This is a genomic window from Salinibacterium sp. NYA9b (assembly GCF_976973725.1).
Genome location: NZ_OZ333476.1, coordinates 1,372,324 through 1,388,470 on the forward strand (window position 1 = coordinate 1,372,324; position 16,147 = coordinate 1,388,470).

The window sequence follows — 16,147 nt, forward strand, 5'->3', positions numbered from 1 at the left end:
AACCCCAAAGAAAGGCATCAATGTTCCACGCAATCACCACCCCAGACGCTCCTCAGCCCGCCGGCACCTACAGCTCTGCTGTCGTCGCAGGCTCGCTCGTGTTCCTTGCCGGTCAGGGCCCGTTCGATAAAGACAGCAACCGCGTCGGCGAGACCTTCGCTGAGCAGGTTCGCCAGACCTTCCGCAACCTCGAGACCGTTGCTCAGGCTGCCGGTACGAGCCTTGAAAACACCGTACGTTACGGCGTGTACCTCAAGACGCTCGATGACTTCGCTGAGTTCAACGAGATCGCGGCAGAGTTCCTCACGGCACCGCTCCCGGCGCGCACGACGATTCAGGCCAACCTTCGTGGCTTCGACGTTGAGCTCGACGCGATCGTCGCGCTTCCCGAGAAATAGCAATGCGTCTCGCAGTCATTGACGGGCGATCGTCGCTCCTCGTCGACGGCACCGTTGTCGATATCGAGCGTGCGAGTGCTGGTCGATTCTCGGCCACGGTCGACGAGCTCTACCGCGACTGGGCGCCGTTCCAGGCGTGGGCGGCGGATGCCGTAGCAAGCGACCGTAGCGAGTCCGAAGTTGAACCTGCTCAGTGGGGTGCGCTCGCGCACGCCCCGCAGCAGATTTTCGCGGTCGGACTCAACTATGTTGACCACGCTGCGGAGTCCGGATTTAACGTTCCGGAGCATCCGATGGTCTTCACGAAGTTTGCGTCGTCGATCTCGGGTCCGTTCGAACCGCTCGTATTGCCGACCGATAGTGTCGATTGGGAAGTCGAGCTGGTTGCTGTCGTGGGCTCGGGCGGTCGCAACATCGCCGAAGCCGACGGACTCGCGGCGATCGCAGGCTTCTGCATTGGCCAGGACTACTCGGCGCGCGACGTGCAGATGCGAGGAGTGCCACCGCAGTTTTCGCTCGGCAAATCGTTCGCAGGGTTCGCACCGCTCGGGCCAGTATTCGTCGACACGGAAAGCTTTCTGGAGCAGTCAGAGATCACTCTCGAATGCTGGATCGACGATGCTCTCGTGCAGAGCGCACCGATGAACGACATGGTGTTTTCTGTGCCGCGACTCGTCAGTGAACTCTCGTCCATTGTTGAATTGCGCCCCGGCGATGTGATCTTCACTGGCACACCGCCCGGCGTCGGTTTCGGCCAGAACCCGCCCCGCTATTTGCGCGCGGGCGAAGTTGTGCGCAGCGCAATTACCGGGTTGGGAACGATGTCTCAGGAGTGCGTAGCTCCGTAGGTCACGCTCGTTGCTTCTGTGACGAAGGTGCGTCTCTCGTGGGGAGAGGCGCACCTTCTGTTTTGTCATCGCTACGATTGAGGAGACGCCGCAAGATTAAGGAATGCCAGTGACGTATAGCGCTATTCGAGTTCGAGAGACTCCAGGAGAGCCCAGATCTGGCCGCACGGGTGTCGCCGTGATTGGCTTCGGGATCGCGGTGGCTGGCTGGGTCTCTTTCGGACGCCATCTCTTTGGCATCGGTGGAGATCTCACCATCGTCTATGCGACAACGATTGGAATACTGTTCGGCGTCGTATTTGTACTCGTCGGGCTGGCTATGCGGCGCACGCAGACTCGCGGTTTCGGCACGCGACCCATCACCCACGCGATGCTCATTTCCTCCGGCGTTTGTGCGTTCTTGCTGGGGCTCATGATTCCGGATAACACCCCAGAAGGTCTGCAAACAATCGTGAGCGGGCCGAACGAACCCGCTCTCGGCATTGCCATCGGTATCGCGAACCCGCTGGGAGTCATCGGAATAGCGACCGGTATCATCGCGCTGGTGCTCGCGGTCAAGGAATCCCGCGGCCGCATCACGCTCGTCGAGAGCTGGGGCGATGACAAGGACGCTGCGCCTGCCCACGCGGCAGAAACGACTGCAAGCTAAAGTCTGGAGCTAGCGTTTCCCGAGTTGCGAGTGCTCGCCGAGTTCGTGCCAGCCGCGGTCGTGGTAGACCAGCGGGGGAGCAGCATCCGTTTCGCTTCCCACATGAGACGCCTGCGCCAAAACCAGAATTAACGACGCGGACGCCGTGTCGAGTTGATCGACCCGCTGGCCAACAATCCGCACAGGAGCGCTCGGAAAGTATGGCTCGCCGCTCGGCAGCCGCGACCACAGCGAGCGGTCGGCGAACCGATCGATGCCACTTGTCGCGCACAGCTCCGCGATCGGCAATTGTTCACTGCTGAGAAAGTGAACGACGTAGGAATCCGCGTTCCGGATCCCCGTAGCGGTGGATGCCTGATGTCCAATGGAGAACGCAAATAGCGGGGGATCCGCACTCACAGACACAATCGACGTCACAGTGACGGCGACAGGGCCGAGGGGAGAGTCGGCCGTCACAATCGCAACTCCACCTGGATACTGGCGAAAGGCAGCCGCAAACTCGGCCGCACTCAGCCCGGCGGCGGGCAGGGCATCGGCATCGGAGCGGTGGGCGCGCTCGACGGTGCGAGGCGCAGTGGGGGCTGTCGTGTGCATTCGTCCATCCAATGTTTCGGGGATGCGGACAAGCGTGCACCCGAGCACGCGACGAAGCGAGAATATGTCGATATGTGTCCTTCTGTTTCGCCGATTGTTTCGTGCTCAGGTGCGCTATCGGATGCTGCGGCGCACCATAAGGGCATGCCTAGACAAATTCGCTTCAACGCCTTCGATATGAACTGCGTCGCTCACCAGTCCTCCGGAATGTGGCGCCATCCCGACGACCAATCGTGGCGTTACAAAGACCTCAATTACTGGACCGAACTCGCGCAGCTGCTCGAAAAGGGAACCTTTGACGGCATCTTCATTGCGGATGTCCTCGGCACCTATGACGTCTACGCCGGCTCGAATGAGGCCGCCATTCGCCACGGTGCCCAGGTTCCGGTGAACGATCCGCTGTTGCTCGTCTCGGCCATGGCGCATGTCACGGAAAACCTCGGATTCGGCATCACGGCGGGAACCGCCTACGAGCATCCCTACCCCTTTGCTCGTCGTATGTCGACGCTCGATCACCTCACGCAGGGTCGGATCGGTTGGAATGTCGTGACCGGCTACCTGCCCTCGGCTGCCCGCAACATGGGCAACGACGATCAGCTCGAACACGATGATCGCTACGACCACGCTGACGAATATCTTGAGGTGCTCTACAAGTTGTGGGAGGGGTCGTGGGAAGACGATGCTGTGATTCGTGACCGGGAGTCCGGTGTGTTCACTGACCCCAGCAAGGTGCATGACATCGAGCACAAGGGCAAACATTTCACTGTTCCCGGCATCCACTTGTCAGAACCGTCGGTGCAGCGAACACCGGTCATTTACCAGGCCGGTGCTTCGCCGCGAGGAATCCAGTTCGCCGCAGGTAACGCTGAAGCGATCTTCGTCGCGGCATCGACCAAGGCAGGGCTCAAAGCAACGGTGGGCCGCATCCGGGATGCTCTTGAAGAGGCAGGGCGCGATCGCTACTCGGCGCGCATCTATACGCTTCTGACGATCATCACGGACGAGACAACGGAGAAGGCTCACGCCAAGTATGACGACTACTTGAGCTACGCCAGCGAAGAAGGTGCGCTGGTGTTCATGTCGGGATGGATGGGCATCGACCTCTCGCAGTACGACCTCGATGAGCCGATCGGCAATGTCAAGAGCAACGCAATCCAGTCGACGGTGGCGAACTTTCAGCAGGCCAATGACGACGGCAGCGAATGGAAGGTTCGGGACATCGCGCGGCTTGGTGCGATTGGTGGTTTAGGGCCGTTCATCATTGGCTCTGGCGAAGAGATCGCCGATGAGCTCGAGGCGTGGGTGGCAGAGACGGATGTCGACGGCTTCAACCTTGCCTACGCGATCACGCCGGGCACGTTTGAGGATGTCGTCGAGCACGTCATTCCGGTGCTGCGGGCTCGCGGAACCTATCCCGAGGAATACGTGGAAGGCACGCTGCGCCACAAGCTGCACGGGCGTGGCAACAGGCTGCCGGCGGAGCATGCGGGCGCACGCTATCGGCGTGAGGGGTCACCTGCCGTGGCTAGTGCACCGCGAACCCGCGTTTACTGAGCTGGGGTTTCGCGGTGCAGGTCGACGGCGTACTTGAAACCAATGTGAGACGCCTCAAAGCCAAGCTTCGTGTAGAACCGGTGGGCGTCGGTGCGGGCTTCGTCAGAAGTGAGCTGGATGAGGGACGCACCGAGCGTGGGCGCTGCGGTATCGATAACCCAGCGCATCATTGCGCCGCCGATTCCGCTCGAACGCTGGCTCGCGGCTACTCTCACGGCTTCGACTTGGAGGCGGTGCGAGCCACGGCGGGCCATTCCGGGAATGGCGGTCAATTGCATGGTGGCGACGACATCCCCTGAGGGCGCTTCGACAACGAGGAGGGCATTCGCGGGCGTCGTGGCGATGGCGTGGAACGCCTTTTCGTAGGCGGGGCGGTCTTCTGGTCGTGCGTTGTCGCCTCGAAGCGCGCTAATCGCGTCGTCTGCGAGGAGCTGCAGAATGGTGTCGATGTCGCCAAGAGCGGAGTAGCGAAGAATCATTTCGCCGTCTCGCGTCTGGAGAGTTGTCGGAACAGTCACTTTAGAAAACACTCCCACGACGATAGCAGCGCTAGCGCTGCTCGCGAGCCAGCGGTGCTCGATCGTGTGGCTAATTATCGCCAGCCCTCGGTGTTGACAACACCGCACTCTGCTTCAATCGCCGCTGTGTATTCGAGATTGCTGAACTCGTCTCACCCCTTCCGTAGTGTCGCCAATTACACGCAACACCTACGGGAAAGGTAGTTCAATGACTGCAACAAATGATTCCACCACCGCGAACAAATCCACCACCTCTCACTCCTCCGCCACGTTCGGTCGTCGCATCCTGGCGGGTGTCGTCGGCGGTGTTGCCGGTGGTGTCGTCTTCGGGATGATGATGGCAATGATGGGCATGCTGCCCACGCTCGCCATGATGGTTGGTTCTGAATCGGCCGTCGTGGGATTCCTCGTTCACCTCATGATTTCGATCATGATCGGAATCGGGCTAACGGTCCTCTTCGGCAACCTGCTTCTCACGAACTACGCCCGTGGTGCGGTCGTCGGTTTCGTCTACGGCGCGATCTGGTGGGTCCTTGGACCCCTCATGATGATGCCGCTCATGCTCGGCGGTGCGCTCTTCGCTATCGATACCGCGGCGCTCTTGTCCTTGATGGGCCACATGATCTTCGGTGTCATCCTCGGATTGGTTGCAGTGCGCGTTCTCGCTTCACGTCGATGAAGAACTGTGCACGGCCCGGGTGCCCACCGTCGTGGTGGGTCACGCCGGGCCGTTGCGCTGCTCGGGGGAGTTGGCGCTAGTAGTTCAAGATCTGGTAGCCGTCGACGACGAGCTTACGAACGCTGGCTTCGCCACCGTTGTCGGAAAGCAGGGGGAAGCCGCCATCGCGAATGGGCTCGAAGACGTTGTGCGACTTGGAGCAGAACTCGCAGGCACCGATGATCGTGTCGCCAAGAGCAGTAACGAGACCGTGCATGGGGTGGCTAGCGTCAGCAATCTTCGCGAGGGTTTCAACGCCTGAACCGTCGAACATGACGATCACGTCGTCGCCAGCGGCCTTGAATTCGAGGGCGGTCTTGAGGCCGCGGTAGACGCGAGCGTTGTTGTTCTCGAGCGTTTCGAGGATGACGACGGCAATCTTGAGGTCTGACATTGAAAACTCCTTGTGTTGGCCATCCAGCGTTTCTAGACGGATCCGTCTAGAAAATATAGACGGATTCGTCTAGAATTGCAACATGGCCCCAGAAACTCCTCAGATCCGCGTGACTTCGCGAATGAAACTCCTCGCTACCGCGGCGGATCTCTTCTACACGCATGGCATCAATGCCACCGGAATCGATACGGTGATCGCGAAAGCGGGAGTTGCCAAAGGCAGCATGTATCACCACTTCCCGAGCAAAGAAGCTCTCATCGCGGCCTACCTCGATGAAGAGGCGGATGCCTGGTTGGACCGGGTGACGGAGTTCGACGACGAGCGCGCCTCGACCGCAGAACGCGTCGCGCGTCTCTTCACCGCGGTCGCTGATCAAGTCGATGAGGGCACTTTCTACGGCTGCCCCTTCACTAATGCGGCCATCGAGTGCCCCGACATGGCTGACGTGCAGTCATCAATTGCCCGATACCGTCGGGTGCTTCGCACTCATGTGACCCACATCATGGGGCCGGATGCGGCCGAGGGCGTGATCACGCGGCTCATTGTTCTTTACGACGGCGCGCTCACGACGGCCAAGCTCACGAGAGATTCGGCCCAGGTTCGCGATATTGCACAGTTCGCGCGGGAGCTGGTGTCTGCGGCCTAGGCTCGCGCGCGTCGGCTTGCGCACTATTCGAACATGTGTTCGAATAAACGGTATGCGATGGAGTGGGCAGCAGGTCAATAGCGAGGCCCCCGACGCGCTGCCTGGTCTCGCCAAGCTCAACAACTTGGTGCGCACGGTGCGAACCCCGGAGTTCGACGGCGTCACCTTTTACGAAGTACTTGCCAAGAGCGCCCTCAACAAAGTGCCAACGGCCAGCGATATGCCCTTCGGTTGGACGATCAATCCGATGCGCGGATGCCTGCACCAGTGCACGTATTGCTTCGCTCGTCCGACCCACGAGTTCCTCGATCTTGACGCGGGCAAAGACTTCGACACGCAGATCATCGTCAAGGTGAACGTGGCTGAGGTTCTGGCTAAGGAGCTCAGCAAACCCAGTTGGGGGCGGCATCCGGTCGCGCTCGGCACGAATACGGATCCGTACCAGCGCGCTGAGGGTCGTTATCGGCTGATGCCCGGCATCATTGCCGCCCTCGCGGCATCCGGAACACCCCTGTCAATTTTGACGAAAGGCACGTTGTTGCGGCGCGATCTTGCCCTCTTGTCAGAGGCAAGCGAGCATGTTCCCGTTGATGTGGGCATGTCGATCGCGATTTACGACGACGAGCTACAGCAGTCCGTCGAGCCTGGCACGCCTACCGCGAAGGCTCGCTTGGCGACGGTGAGCGCTGTGCGCGATGCTGGACTCGATTGCGCTGTCTTTTTGATGCCGATTCTGCCGTTCTTGACCGACACGCGAGACCATCTTGAGCGTGCCGTTTCTCAGGCTAAAGAGGCCGGGGCAACCTCAATTACGTACTCGGCACTGCATCTGAAGCCGGGAACAAAGGAGTGGTATCTCGGGTGGCTTGAGCAGGCGCATCCTGAACTGCTCGGCAAATATCGTTCGATGTACTCGCGAGGCAACTATGCCCCGAAGGAATATCGCCAGTGGTTGGCCGCCAAGCTGAAGCCGATTATCCGTCGTCACGGGCTGGAGCGAACACTGCTCGATCCCGCGACAGGAATCGTCGGTTCCCGTGCCCATACGCCGGTACATTCCGGTCTAGTCGGTCGTTCGCTCATCGCCGAGGAAATGCCACCCGAGCTGGCGGCGCGCGCAATGCCGCAACCGACCCTCTTCTAGCGCTGTCTTCGTCGCTCTCGCTGTAGTCACCATCTTGCTGGGTATCCAGTCCGTGCTCGCTGAGCGTTCTCGCACAATCGCCAACAACGCCGGATGCGGTGCGTAACGTTTCGCAGAACACGAACGGCGGCGCCCGGCCCAGAGCGCGACTTACTCACTATCGCCGTGGTCGGTAACGTCAGGAAGGTGAAGGCAGATGCCTAAGAACAAAAACTCCCGTCTCAAGGATCCTGAACTGTACGAGTCGTTGAGGGACGACGGCGCTTCCGCGGAGAAGGCGGCTCGCATCTCTAACGCTGCCGCGCGGGACGGGCGTTCCGAGGTGGGGCACCGCGGGGGAGAGGCAGGTTCCTATGACAATTGGACCGTGGTGGATCTTGAGAAGAGAGCCCGGGAGCTGGGTCTCCAGGGGTATTCGGCGCTCAGGAAGGCTGAATTGATCAAGTTACTTCGATCGCACTAGAGGTGCGCTCGTGGTCGGTGGGCAGTGCGGGCTTCGAAATGATGCCGGCGCGCGACGAGCTAACTAGTCTGGGGGAGTGACCCCACAAGCAGAGTCTTACTATCTCCGACACGATTCCACCCATTTCGAGTCGACCATTCACGCGCAGGGTGCGTGGAATCCGCACGAGCAGCACATGGCTCCGGTCGCCGGTATTCTGGCGCACGTCCTCGAAGCGTTTGAGGCACGCGAAGGCCTCCGCATCGCTCGCATTAGTTACGAGATCTTGGGTCTCATCCCTGCCGGCGACTTCGAGATCGTGGCGTCGGTGGTGCGGCCAGGGCGAACGATTGAACTAGTGCAGGCGGAGCTCAGTGCGGGCGGCCGCGTTGCCGTGCGCGCGACGGCGTGGCGTCTGCAAATTTCGGATACCTCAGAGGTTGAGGGAATCGTTGACCAACGGATGCCCGGCCGTGAGCTCGCGGGGGAGCCAGTGAACCTCTCCGAGTGGCCCGGCGGCTACATCCAGTCGATTGAGGCGCGGGCGCTTCCCGAGCACGCGTCGGGCAGTGGCCGGGTGTGGTTGCGCACGCCGTATCCCTTGCTCGTTGATGAGCCGGTGAGTGACTTTGCTCGGCTGACTGGCCTTGTGGACACCAGTAACGGCATCGCCACTCGCGTCAAACCGGGGGCGGGCGGGTATGCCTTCCCCAACGTCGACCTGCAGGTGCACTTGTACCGGCTGCCGGCTGGTGAGTGGCTCGGTCTCGAGAATGCGGTGAACTTTGGCTCGGATGGCATTGGCCTGACCTCCACGGTGCTCCACGACGAGCAGGGGCCGTTCGGGCGCGCCGAGCAAATCTTGACGCTGCGCAAGGTCTAGCGTTCCCCAGCGCGCGCCTGCGGCGAGAGTTTTCTCGCTACCCCTTGCGCTGATTTTCCCGCTGCCATAATATACAACCAAATGGTTGTATATGAATTGACAGACTCCGAAGTTGACGCGATGTTCCGCGCCCTCGCCGATGCCACCCGACGTGACATCGTCGATCGCGTGTTGCACGAAAATGCTTCAGTGTCGCGTCTCGCTGAGCGCTACGACATGAGTTTCGCCGCAGTGCAAAAGCACGTGGCCGTCCTGCAAGCAGCAGGGTTGGTGACAAAATCCCGGCAGGGTCGCGAGCAGATTGTCAGTGGCAATCTCGCCTCGATTCATCACATCCAAAAGCTTCTTTCTCACTTCGAAGCGGTGTGGAAGCAGCGTGCACTGCACATGGCTGACGTGTTGCGGGATGACGCAACCACTGAGGCACCACCGAGCCCCACCAGTTCAGGGGCTCGGGTCGATATCCCTCACGACTAAAGAAATGGTGAAGCAATGAACGTCACAACTCACACTGATCCTGAAGCACTCACCCTGACGACCACCACCGAACTTGCTGCGTCTCTTGAACGCGCTTGGCAGCTGGTGAGCGATCCGCGTCAGCTCGAGCGCTGGTGGGGGCCGCCCGAGTGGCCGGCAACTTTCGTGCGCTACGAGTTTGTGCCGGGTGGGCGCGCTCATTACTTCATGCAAGGTCCTGATGGTGAGCGAATGCACGGTATGTGGCGCATCTTGTCGATTACCGAGCCGCGCGAAGTTTCCATCGAAGATGAGTTTGCGGATGACCAGGGCGAACCATCGGGGGATATCGGTGTTACGACCGCTCTCCTTACCTTCGAGCCCATTAACGGCGGCACCCGGCTGACGATCCTGTCAGGCTTCGAGTCAGCAGAGCAGCTCGAAGAAATGGTGAAGATGGGCATGGAAGAAGGCATGCGAGAGGCTATCGGCCAGATCGACGCCCTGCTCGCCGCAGACTAAGAGGAGGCTTCTCGAGTCATCGAGAAAGGGTGCTCGTATCGACTCCAAACATGTTGGCACTTCGGGCACGCATAGCGACGAGTCAGACACGCTGTGGCTCGATGGTGCGGCGAGCAAACCAGGCTAAACCCGCGATGTGAGCGTGGTGGTGGGCAGTGCTCTGGCGCTCCGGTGTGCCGTCACTGGGTAGGGTGGAGGATGACTCTTCTTGGGGTCGAGCAGCAGGGTAGTTGAGTGCCCCGAGAGGATCTGTAGCGTGAAAAACAGCGGCCAGCCACAGTCGAACCGAGCTCCACGGGGCCGCCGCAAGTATTCTCGCAAGCAACTCGGCATGTTGCTCGGCGGTCTCGGCGCGCTGGTGCTGCTCACCGTCGCGTTCGTAGCCGGGGCCAAGGCAAACTCCGGATCGTCAACGCCTCAGGCATTGCCGTCGGTCTCCGCCGAAGAGGGCAGCGAGCCCACGATCGACTTGGCGCGTCGAATCGAAGGAGACCCCACGGCAATGGGGGCGATTGATGCTCCCGTCGTGCTCGTCGAATATGCGGACTATCGCTGTCCGTTCTGCGGTGTGTTGTCGCGCGAGACGCTTCCTGAGCTGATCAGCGAATACGTCGACGCTGGGCAGCTGCGCATCGAATGGCGCGATTACCCCATTTTTGGTGAAACCTCGGTGATGGCGGCTGTTGCAGCCCACGCGGCGGGCGAGCAAGATCTTTTTTGGGAATACAACACAGCGGTGTACGAATCGGCGCCCGAAACGGGACATCTCGAGATTGACCGAGAAAAGCTTCTTGCGTACGCCCGCGACATTGGGGTTCCTGACCTTGCTCAGTTTGAGGCAGACCTCAGCAGTCCGGCTCTGATTGCTCGGGTTCAAGCGAACGTTTCCGAAGCGCAGCAAATTGGTGTCTCGAGTGTGCCGTCCATCGTGATCGACGATGTGCCGATTGCGGGTGCTCAGCCTCTTCAGGTGTTCCGTGACGTGATCGATGAGCAACTCCGATTGGCCGGCCAGTAACGGTGGACATCGGGTACGCCGGGGCGTTCATCGGCGGGTTGTTTGCGCTCTTGAGCCCGTGCTCGGTCATGCTGCTGCCGGCGTTTTTTGCCTATGCGTTTGGTTCAGCGGCAAAGCTTTTCGCCCGAACGGGGTTGTTCTTTGGTGGTTTAGTGACCACGTTGGTTCCGCTGGGAGTGTTCTCGGCCACGCTGGGGTCACTCGTTCACGAGCATCGCGGTGCTCTCGTGGTTGGCGCTGCAATCGTGGTGATCGTCGCTGGAGCAATTCAACTGTTCGGTATCCCGATTCCCGGTTTCAGCCGAACAGAAAAAGCGGATGCCGCGACGGATCGAACCTCTGCAGTTTCCGTTTTCGCCCTCGGCATGGTTTACGCGGTCGCCGGTGTCTGCGCTGGCCCCATCCTTGGTTCGGTGCTTGCGGTTGCGGCTCTGAGTGGAAACGCTGCCTACGGCGCCATCATGCTTACGCTCTATGCGCTCGGGCTCACGGTGCCTCTACTCGTGCTTGCTGCGGTGTGGAAGCGGGTGGGATCTCGTGGGCGTTCCTGGCTGCGTCCGCGCACGCTCAGGATCCGCAACTGGTCAAATTCGTGGACCATGATTATTTCTGGCGCGCTCACGATCGGGATCGGCATCCTTCTGCTGGTCAGCGACGGAACCGCGTCGCTGGGCGGTTTCGTCCCGATTACCGCTCAGTACCGTGCAGAGTCATGGGCCGCCACAACGGGCGCGAGCATCGATAACGTGGTGTTCTTGCTCGGGGTGGTTGCGGTGTCTGCCTCTGCCGCTGTAGTTGTGTGGCTAGTGTCACGTCGGGCCCGCTCGGAGGCGCAACATCAGGCTCAAGCGCACGCGGGGGCGCCCGAGGATCGGACTGAGGCGAGCTAAAGCTCGGTCATCCATTCGTCGCCGGTGTCTGCGCTGTCTCGGCCGCGTAGCTTCTCGAGCTCGCGTCGCTCACGTTTGGTGGGACGACCGGCGCCACGATCACGCATCGGTGCGAAGGCACGCTCTTCGCGAGTGGGCGGTGGGGGAGTCTCGTCGACATAGCTCTCGGCAGCGGTCACTGCCGAAACGCGCTTCACGATGGTCTGTTTGACGACCAAAATGCGGTCGAATCCGGCGATACGAACGCGCACTTGGTCACCGACTTTTACAGCTTGCGCTGCCTTTACGCTCGCTCCACCAATCTTTACGTGGCCAGCACGGCACGCGGTGGTCGCTTGAGAGCGAGTCTTGTAGACGCGCACCGCCCACAACCAGCTATCGACGCGAACTGTTCCGGCAGCCATTAGACGGAGGCGAGTTCAGTTTTCCACTGCACGAGTCGCTGCACAGTGGCGCTGGTGTCCGCGGCGAGTGTGAGCATGGTGTCTTCGGGAACAAAGAAGTTGATTGCTAGGAAACCGCGCACGGTCTCCGAGGGGTCGTCGGCGAGCATCCGAAGCACGTCGCAGGGAGCGTATTCGTTACGAGCCACACAGGCGCGCACCCCGTCGTCAGTATCGCGGGCGAGCGTTTCGAACACGTCGATGGGCGTGTTGTGGTTACTCGCGGCACTCTCGCGAATTTTCGGATTGGGGTCGGCCGCCAGTATGCGGATCCTCGCGATTTTGCTCGCGGTTACCTCGGGCGCAGGGTGAAGTTCCGCGGCTTCCTCGGCCGTGAGCATCGAGGGGGCCATTGCTCGCATTTGTTCCCGCTGGGCTGGGGTATTGAAGCGGATGCATGACATGCATTCAAGGGTACGCCTGCGTCGCGACAAGTTTGCGTTGCATTCGCGGCATTTTGCGTGCGGATGCTGGCTAGACTCAGAAGGTGGCCACCCGTAGTTCACCCGAGATCAGCGATCGTGTGTGGACTGTGCCCAATGTCTTGAGCTTCATCCGGCTCGCGTTGGTTCCGGTCTTCTTATATCTGATCATTTCTGCCCAAGACGCGTTGGCTTTGATCGTTCTTGTGTTCTCCAGTCTGAGCGACTACCTCGATGGCGTGATTGCTCGTCGTTTCAACCAAATCACGCGGCTCGGCCAGTTGCTTGATCCGGCGGCCGACCGACTGTTTATTTTTGCCGCGTTGATTGGTCTCGCCGCGCGCGACGTCATCCCCTGGTGGATGTTCTTGGTTATCGTCGGGCGCGACATCATGCTGGTGATTTTGGGAATCATCTCGGCGAACTACGGTTTTGGCCCGCTACCGGTGCACCATTTGGGCAAAGTTGCCACGGCGGCACTGTTCTATGCGTTGCCGATTCTGATGCTGGGCCAAGCTTTCCCGGCTATCGCCGGGGTCACTGATCCAATCGGGTGGGCGTTCGCGCTCTGGGGCGCGTTCTTGTATTGGTGGGCTGGCTTCATTTATGTTGCGCAATCCGTCCGTATTTCTCGTCTTCCGAGGGTCTGAGTTGTGTTCTGATCCGATACGCTGGTCAGTCAGGGAGGTTTGCGATGGTTGAGTCAATGAATAATGGTCACGGCGCCGACGTAGAGTCGGCAAATGAGACGTCCGCGCAGCCTATTGTCGAGCGGATCGACACCACTGCTACGTACAGTCACGAGTTCGCGGCGCAGGTAGCTGCTATGGGTGTTGACGTTTCCGTCGACGAGCAAGACGCGATCGCGGCCTTGCCTTCGGGTTCTGCGCTGTTGATTGTCCGTCGTGGCCCGAATGTGGGTGCCCGTTTCCTCTTAGATGCTGACGTCACCACGGTGGGCCGTCACCCTGAGGCCGATATTTTTCTTGACGATGTCACGGTCTCCCGTCGTCATGTCGAGTTTTTGCGTTCGGGCACAGCCTTCGAGGTCAAAGACCTCGGCTCGCTCAACGGCACCTATCTTGGCGGCGACCGCATTGAGTCCACTGCTGTTCTTCGCGACCGCGCTGAGGTTCAGATCGGCAAGTACAAGCTCACGTTTTATCCTTCGCGTCGCGATCTTGCGCCAGCGGCTGGTAATTAGTGGCTGGGGTCGCGCGTCAAACGCGTTCAACTCCTGCACCAGCGCTTCTGAGCATTGGGCAGGTTCTTGCCAAGCTCAGTCCTGAATTTCCTGATCTAACTCCCTCAAAACTGCGCTTTCTTGAAGAGCGCAAGTTGGTGTCCCCGGCGCGTACTGCTTCGGGTTACCGCAAGTTTTCTTCGGCAGACATGGAGCGCTTGCGCTTTGTTCTTACGATGCAGCGTGACCACTATCTTCCGCTGAAGGTCATTCGTGGCTATTTAGAAGAGATGGATGCCGGGCGCACGCCTGAGCTGCCTGGCGGGGCGGTTGCTGCCGCGTCCATGTTGTCGGCCGAGCGCAAGCTCACGCGCGATGAGCTGATCCGCGAAGCCGGCGCCAGCCCCATGCTGTTGGGCGATGCTATTTCGTCGTCTCTCATTGTTGCCTCCGATGTTTTTGGTGAAGATGCCCTTGCGGTCCTCAAGTCGCTTGTAGAGCTCCAACGCAGCGGTATTGAGCCACGACACCTTCGTGGCTTCCGCGCGGCGGCAGAGCGGGAGCTGGGGCTTATCGAGAGTGCTCTTATGCCGGTTGCTCGTCGCAAGGATGCGTCAAGTCGAGCACGTGCTGCGGAGATGGCGCGAGAAATTGCGGGCCAGTTGGAGATTGTTCGAAGCAGTCTTATCCGATCCGCACTCAGTCGGTTGGATTCGTAGTACGGTCGATCTGTTGACCGTTTTTCGGCTCGCACCGAACGCGGTTTCGCGAGGTTGGCCCAGTTTTACCCGACTGATTCCGACACGCCGCCGATTTTTTGCGAATGTCGTTGATAGAGGCAGTGGGCGTGACTACCGTGGGGTAACACGAAACATTAAGCGTCAACTTCAACATGAAGGTTCGTTGTTTTCGTGCTGATCAATCAGAACTAAAGGGGCAAAGCCATGAGTGAAGTGAACCGTAGCGAAGAGTCACGCTACGATCTTGGGCTCCTCTTTACCGATGGAATGCCAGACCTCGACGATAACTCTGGCTACCGTGGCGCCGTCGCTGCCCGTGCGGCCGGCATTAGCTATCGTCAGCTCGATTACTGGGCTCGCACGCAGCTCGTTGAGCCCACTGTCCGCAGCGCGGCAGGGTCAGGTTCGCAGCGACTCTATGGCTTTCGCGACATCTTGGTGCTCAAACTTGTTAAGCGCCTCCTCGACACGGGAATCTCGCTTCAGCAGATCCGTATCGCCGTCAACCAACTTCGTGAGTCAGGCATTCACGACCTCGCGCAGACCACTCTGATGAGTGACGGTGCCGGTGTCTATTTGTGCACGTCAAACGACGAAGTTATTGACCTCGTCAGCCGCGGCCAGGGTGTCTTTGGCATCGCCGTAGGCAAGGTCCTGCGTGAGGTCGAAACAAGCCTCATCGACCTCGACACGGTCAAGGGTGAAGACCCCATGGATGAGTTGGCTAAGCGCCGCGCATCCCGCGCTTCCTAGACAGCGCTCGCCAGAGCCTCTTCGGGCTCGCTATAACAGCCGCGGCCTTACGCCGGCTTCGGCGAAGCCGAATGTGCGCTACTGGCCGTTGCTGTATTCGCCCATGCGTGCCGCACGCATGACGCGATCAAGGAGTTGGTCAAAGTAGCGCGCCATTTCTTGAGCGCTCTCGCCTGGCCACACGTGGAGCGGCTTCGCGGCACCCTGTGCCTGCTGAAGCGATGTGCGCTCGGGGAGCTGTGGTGACAGCACGAGCGGTCCAAACATGTCGCGTAGTTCTTTGATGCGGAACTGGTGCTCAAGCGACTGCGAACGCAGTCGGTTCACGATGAGGCCGAGCGGCTGAAGGCGAGGGGAGAGTCCGCGGCGGATTTCTTCAATCGCGCGGAGGGCTCGGTCGGCAGCAGCAACGGAGAACAGGCCGGGTTCGGTAACAATCGCTACACGATCGCTGGCAGCCCACGCTGTGCGGGTGAGCGCGTTGAGAGATGGTGCACAGTCAATGAGCACGAGGTCGTAGTCAGCTTCGACATTGGCAAGGGCTTCTTCAAGCTTCCAAATATCGCGGATGCTGGGGTGCGGTCCGTCGAAGTTGATGGCGGACGGTGAACCGATCAGCACATCCACTTTGCCGGGACGGCCCCTGGTCCAGCCACTCGGCGCGATCGCGGCACGCACGATCTTCTCCTTCGGAGACGCGAGCACGTCAGCCACATTGAGGTGACCGGCGACATCAATGTCCATTCCGGTCGAAACATCGGACTGGGGATCAAGGTCGACGACGAGAGTTCGAAGACCGCGAGCGAAAGCTGCCGAAGCGAGCCCAAGCGTGACGGTCGTCTTTCCCACGCCCCCCTTGAGGGAGCTAACGCTAAGTACGTGCACGAGTAACGACGATACCTTCACTACTGTTAAGAAACCTAAAACACCGC

General features: G+C 60.1%; 23 protein-coding genes and 1 pseudogene. 18 read left to right on the forward strand and 6 right to left on the reverse strand.

The genetic code is table 11. From position 1 onward, the window contains the following. The first annotated feature begins 20 nt into the window (after positions 1-20). The 3 genes from ACWFSR_RS06520 (at position 21) to ACWFSR_RS06530 (ending at position 1,895) form a co-directional block, all read left to right on the forward strand. Positions 21-398, forward strand: a complete 378-nt coding sequence (locus ACWFSR_RS06520; RefSeq protein ID WP_197105487.1) for a RidA family protein — start codon at positions 21-23, stop codon at positions 396-398. 2 nt (positions 399-400) lie between these two features. Next, positions 401-1,246, forward strand: coding sequence for a fumarylacetoacetate hydrolase family protein (locus tag ACWFSR_RS06525; RefSeq protein WP_447523387.1), 846 nt, complete (start codon positions 401-403; stop codon positions 1,244-1,246). 178 nt (positions 1,247-1,424) lie between these two features. Further along, positions 1,425-1,895, forward strand: a complete 471-nt coding sequence (locus tag ACWFSR_RS06530) for a hypothetical protein (protein WP_447523388.1) — start codon at positions 1,425-1,427, stop codon at positions 1,893-1,895. A gap of 9 nt (positions 1,896-1,904) precedes the next feature. Here the strand turns inward: ACWFSR_RS06530 and ACWFSR_RS06535 are convergent, their stop codons facing one another. Beyond that, positions 1,905-2,489, reverse strand: coding sequence for a flavin reductase family protein (locus ACWFSR_RS06535; protein ID WP_197105490.1), 585 nt, complete (start codon positions 2,487-2,489; stop codon positions 1,905-1,907). A 144-nt stretch (positions 2,490-2,633) separates the two neighbouring features. Here ACWFSR_RS06535 and ACWFSR_RS06540 point away from each other — a divergent pair, with 144 nt between their 5' ends. Beyond that, positions 2,634-4,043: an LLM class flavin-dependent oxidoreductase gene (locus ACWFSR_RS06540; RefSeq protein WP_447523389.1), complete on the forward strand. Its 1,410-nt coding sequence runs from the start codon at positions 2,634-2,636 to the stop codon at positions 4,041-4,043. Here the strand turns inward: ACWFSR_RS06540 and ACWFSR_RS06545 are convergent. Beyond that, positions 4,037-4,573 (reverse strand): GNAT family N-acetyltransferase, encoded by a 537-nt coding sequence (locus ACWFSR_RS06545; RefSeq protein WP_307783889.1) that lies wholly within the window; start codon positions 4,571-4,573, stop codon positions 4,037-4,039. The two genes, ACWFSR_RS06540 and ACWFSR_RS06545, sit on opposite strands and share 7 nt — an antisense overlap. 196 nt (positions 4,574-4,769) lie before the next feature. On the opposite strand from ACWFSR_RS06545, the gene ACWFSR_RS06550 reads away from it, so the two are divergent. Continuing rightward, a complete protein-coding gene (locus ACWFSR_RS06550) occupies positions 4,770-5,240 on the forward strand; it encodes a hypothetical protein (RefSeq protein ID WP_231599707.1) in 471 nt (156 codons plus the stop codon). Positions 5,241-5,316: 76 nt separating this feature from the next. Here ACWFSR_RS06550 and ACWFSR_RS06555 read toward each other — a convergent pair whose 3' ends face one another. Beyond that, complete coding sequence (locus tag ACWFSR_RS06555; RefSeq protein WP_197105492.1) at positions 5,317-5,673, reverse strand: sulfur reduction protein DsrE; 357 nt, start codon at positions 5,671-5,673, stop codon at positions 5,317-5,319. Positions 5,674-5,755: 82 nt separating this feature from the next. Here ACWFSR_RS06555 and ACWFSR_RS06560 point away from each other — a divergent pair, with 82 nt between their 5' ends. The 9 genes and pseudogenes from ACWFSR_RS06560 (at position 5,756) to ACWFSR_RS06600 (ending at position 11,674) form a co-directional block, all read left to right on the forward strand. Beyond that, the gene (locus tag ACWFSR_RS06560) at positions 5,756-6,319 is read left to right on the forward strand and encodes a TetR/AcrR family transcriptional regulator (protein WP_447523390.1); all 564 of its coding nucleotides are present in this window, start codon (positions 5,756-5,758) and stop codon (positions 6,317-6,319) included. A gap of 52 nt (positions 6,320-6,371) precedes the next feature. Further along, complete coding sequence (locus ACWFSR_RS06565) at positions 6,372-7,463, forward strand: Rv2578c family radical SAM protein (protein WP_447523391.1); 1,092 nt, start codon at positions 6,372-6,374, stop codon at positions 7,461-7,463. Positions 7,464-7,659: 196 nt separating this feature from the next. Continuing rightward, complete coding sequence (locus tag ACWFSR_RS06570) at positions 7,660-7,926, forward strand: DUF7218 family protein (RefSeq protein ID WP_447523392.1); 267 nt, start codon at positions 7,660-7,662, stop codon at positions 7,924-7,926. A gap of 76 nt (positions 7,927-8,002) precedes the next feature. Beyond that, positions 8,003-8,788 carry a thioesterase family protein gene (locus tag ACWFSR_RS06575; protein ID WP_447523393.1) on the forward strand — a complete coding sequence of 262 codons (786 nt, stop codon included), beginning with the start codon at positions 8,003-8,005 and terminating at the stop codon, positions 8,786-8,788. A gap of 81 nt (positions 8,789-8,869) precedes the next feature. Continuing rightward, complete coding sequence (locus ACWFSR_RS06580) at positions 8,870-9,265, forward strand: ArsR/SmtB family transcription factor (protein WP_197110015.1); 396 nt, start codon at positions 8,870-8,872, stop codon at positions 9,263-9,265. Positions 9,266-9,280: 15 nt separating this feature from the next. After that, on the forward strand, positions 9,281-9,766 hold the full coding sequence (locus ACWFSR_RS06585; protein ID WP_447523394.1) for an SRPBCC family protein: 486 nt from the start codon (positions 9,281-9,283) through the stop codon (positions 9,764-9,766). 25 nt (positions 9,767-9,791) lie between these two features. Further along, positions 9,792-9,893 (forward strand): annotated as a pseudogene (locus tag ACWFSR_RS06590) (DUF4287 domain-containing protein); the annotation flags it as partial. Positions 9,894-10,022: 129 nt separating this feature from the next. Then, complete coding sequence (locus tag ACWFSR_RS06595) at positions 10,023-10,784, forward strand: DsbA family protein (RefSeq protein ID WP_447523395.1); 762 nt, start codon at positions 10,023-10,025, stop codon at positions 10,782-10,784. A gap of 2 nt (positions 10,785-10,786) precedes the next feature. Beyond that, complete coding sequence (locus tag ACWFSR_RS06600) at positions 10,787-11,674, forward strand: cytochrome c biogenesis CcdA family protein (protein ID WP_447523396.1); 888 nt, start codon at positions 10,787-10,789, stop codon at positions 11,672-11,674. On the opposite strand, the gene ACWFSR_RS06605 is transcribed toward ACWFSR_RS06600, so the two are convergent. Together ACWFSR_RS06605 and ACWFSR_RS06610 are read right to left on the reverse strand one after the other, a co-directional pair. Beyond that, positions 11,671-12,078, reverse strand: a complete 408-nt coding sequence (locus tag ACWFSR_RS06605) for an RNA-binding S4 domain-containing protein (protein ID WP_197105501.1) — start codon at positions 12,076-12,078, stop codon at positions 11,671-11,673. The two genes, ACWFSR_RS06600 and ACWFSR_RS06605, sit on opposite strands and share 4 nt — an antisense overlap. After that, positions 12,078-12,521 (reverse strand): hypothetical protein, encoded by a 444-nt coding sequence (locus ACWFSR_RS06610; protein WP_197105502.1) that lies wholly within the window; start codon positions 12,519-12,521, stop codon positions 12,078-12,080. The genes ACWFSR_RS06605 and ACWFSR_RS06610 overlap by 1 nt, the downstream gene beginning before the upstream one ends. A gap of 83 nt (positions 12,522-12,604) precedes the next feature. Here ACWFSR_RS06610 and ACWFSR_RS06615 point away from each other — a divergent pair, with 83 nt between their 5' ends. The 4 genes from ACWFSR_RS06615 (at position 12,605) to ACWFSR_RS06630 (ending at position 15,215) form a co-directional block, all read left to right on the forward strand. Then, complete coding sequence (locus tag ACWFSR_RS06615; RefSeq protein ID WP_197105503.1) at positions 12,605-13,189, forward strand: CDP-alcohol phosphatidyltransferase family protein; 585 nt, start codon at positions 12,605-12,607, stop codon at positions 13,187-13,189. Between the two features lie 44 nt (positions 13,190-13,233). After that, positions 13,234-13,743, forward strand: a complete 510-nt coding sequence (locus ACWFSR_RS06620; protein ID WP_197105504.1) for an FHA domain-containing protein — start codon at positions 13,234-13,236, stop codon at positions 13,741-13,743. Continuing rightward, positions 13,743-14,441 (forward strand): transcriptional regulator FtsR, encoded by a 699-nt coding sequence (gene ftsR / locus ACWFSR_RS06625; protein WP_197105505.1) that lies wholly within the window; start codon positions 13,743-13,745, stop codon positions 14,439-14,441. Before ACWFSR_RS06620 ends, ftsR begins: the two co-directional genes overlap by 1 nt. Before the next feature lie 225 nt (positions 14,442-14,666). Next, a complete protein-coding gene (locus ACWFSR_RS06630; RefSeq protein WP_197105506.1) occupies positions 14,667-15,215 on the forward strand; it encodes a MerR family transcriptional regulator in 549 nt (182 codons plus the stop codon). A 78-nt stretch (positions 15,216-15,293) separates the two neighbouring features. On the opposite strand, the gene ACWFSR_RS06635 is transcribed toward ACWFSR_RS06630, so the two are convergent. Continuing rightward, on the reverse strand, positions 15,294-16,100 hold the full coding sequence (locus ACWFSR_RS06635) for a ParA family protein (RefSeq protein ID WP_197105507.1): 807 nt from the start codon (positions 16,098-16,100) through the stop codon (positions 15,294-15,296). Positions 16,101-16,147 lie beyond the last annotated feature (47 nt).

What these genes read in the sequence shown, in the direction of transcription:
- ACWFSR_RS06605 (WP_197105501.1), bottom strand. Translation starts at nt 12,078, where the DNA reads ATGGCTGCCGGAACAGTTCGCGTCGATAGCTGGTTGTGGGCGGTGCGC.
- ACWFSR_RS06550 (WP_231599707.1), top strand. Translation starts at nt 4,770, where the DNA reads ATGACTGCAACAAATGATTCCACCACCGCGAACAAATCCACCACCTCT.
- ACWFSR_RS06525 (WP_447523387.1), top strand. Translation starts at nt 401, where the DNA reads ATGCGTCTCGCAGTCATTGACGGGCGATCGTCGCTCCTCGTCGACGGC.
- ACWFSR_RS06555 (WP_197105492.1), bottom strand. Translation starts at nt 5,673, where the DNA reads ATGTCAGACCTCAAGATTGCCGTCGTCATCCTCGAAACGCTCGAGAAC.
- ACWFSR_RS06585 (WP_447523394.1), top strand. Translation starts at nt 9,281, where the DNA reads ATGAACGTCACAACTCACACTGATCCTGAAGCACTCACCCTGACGACC.
- ACWFSR_RS06540 (WP_447523389.1), top strand. Translation starts at nt 2,634, where the DNA reads ATGCCTAGACAAATTCGCTTCAACGCCTTCGATATGAACTGCGTCGCT.
- ACWFSR_RS06520 (WP_197105487.1), top strand. Translation starts at nt 21, where the DNA reads ATGTTCCACGCAATCACCACCCCAGACGCTCCTCAGCCCGCCGGCACC.
- ACWFSR_RS06580 (WP_197110015.1), top strand. Translation starts at nt 8,870, where the DNA reads ATGGTTGTATATGAATTGACAGACTCCGAAGTTGACGCGATGTTCCGC.
- ACWFSR_RS06610 (WP_197105502.1), bottom strand. Translation starts at nt 12,521, where the DNA reads ATGTCATGCATCCGCTTCAATACCCCAGCCCAGCGGGAACAAATGCGA.
- ACWFSR_RS06565 (WP_447523391.1), top strand. Translation starts at nt 6,372, where the DNA reads ATGCGATGGAGTGGGCAGCAGGTCAATAGCGAGGCCCCCGACGCGCTG.
- ACWFSR_RS06535 (WP_197105490.1), bottom strand. Translation starts at nt 2,489, where the DNA reads ATGCACACGACAGCCCCCACTGCGCCTCGCACCGTCGAGCGCGCCCAC.
- ACWFSR_RS06560 (WP_447523390.1), top strand. Translation starts at nt 5,756, where the DNA reads ATGGCCCCAGAAACTCCTCAGATCCGCGTGACTTCGCGAATGAAACTC.
- ACWFSR_RS06630 (WP_197105506.1), top strand. Translation starts at nt 14,667, where the DNA reads ATGAGTGAAGTGAACCGTAGCGAAGAGTCACGCTACGATCTTGGGCTC.
- ACWFSR_RS06570 (WP_447523392.1), top strand. Translation starts at nt 7,660, where the DNA reads ATGCCTAAGAACAAAAACTCCCGTCTCAAGGATCCTGAACTGTACGAG.
- ACWFSR_RS06620 (WP_197105504.1), top strand. Translation starts at nt 13,234, where the DNA reads ATGGTTGAGTCAATGAATAATGGTCACGGCGCCGACGTAGAGTCGGCA.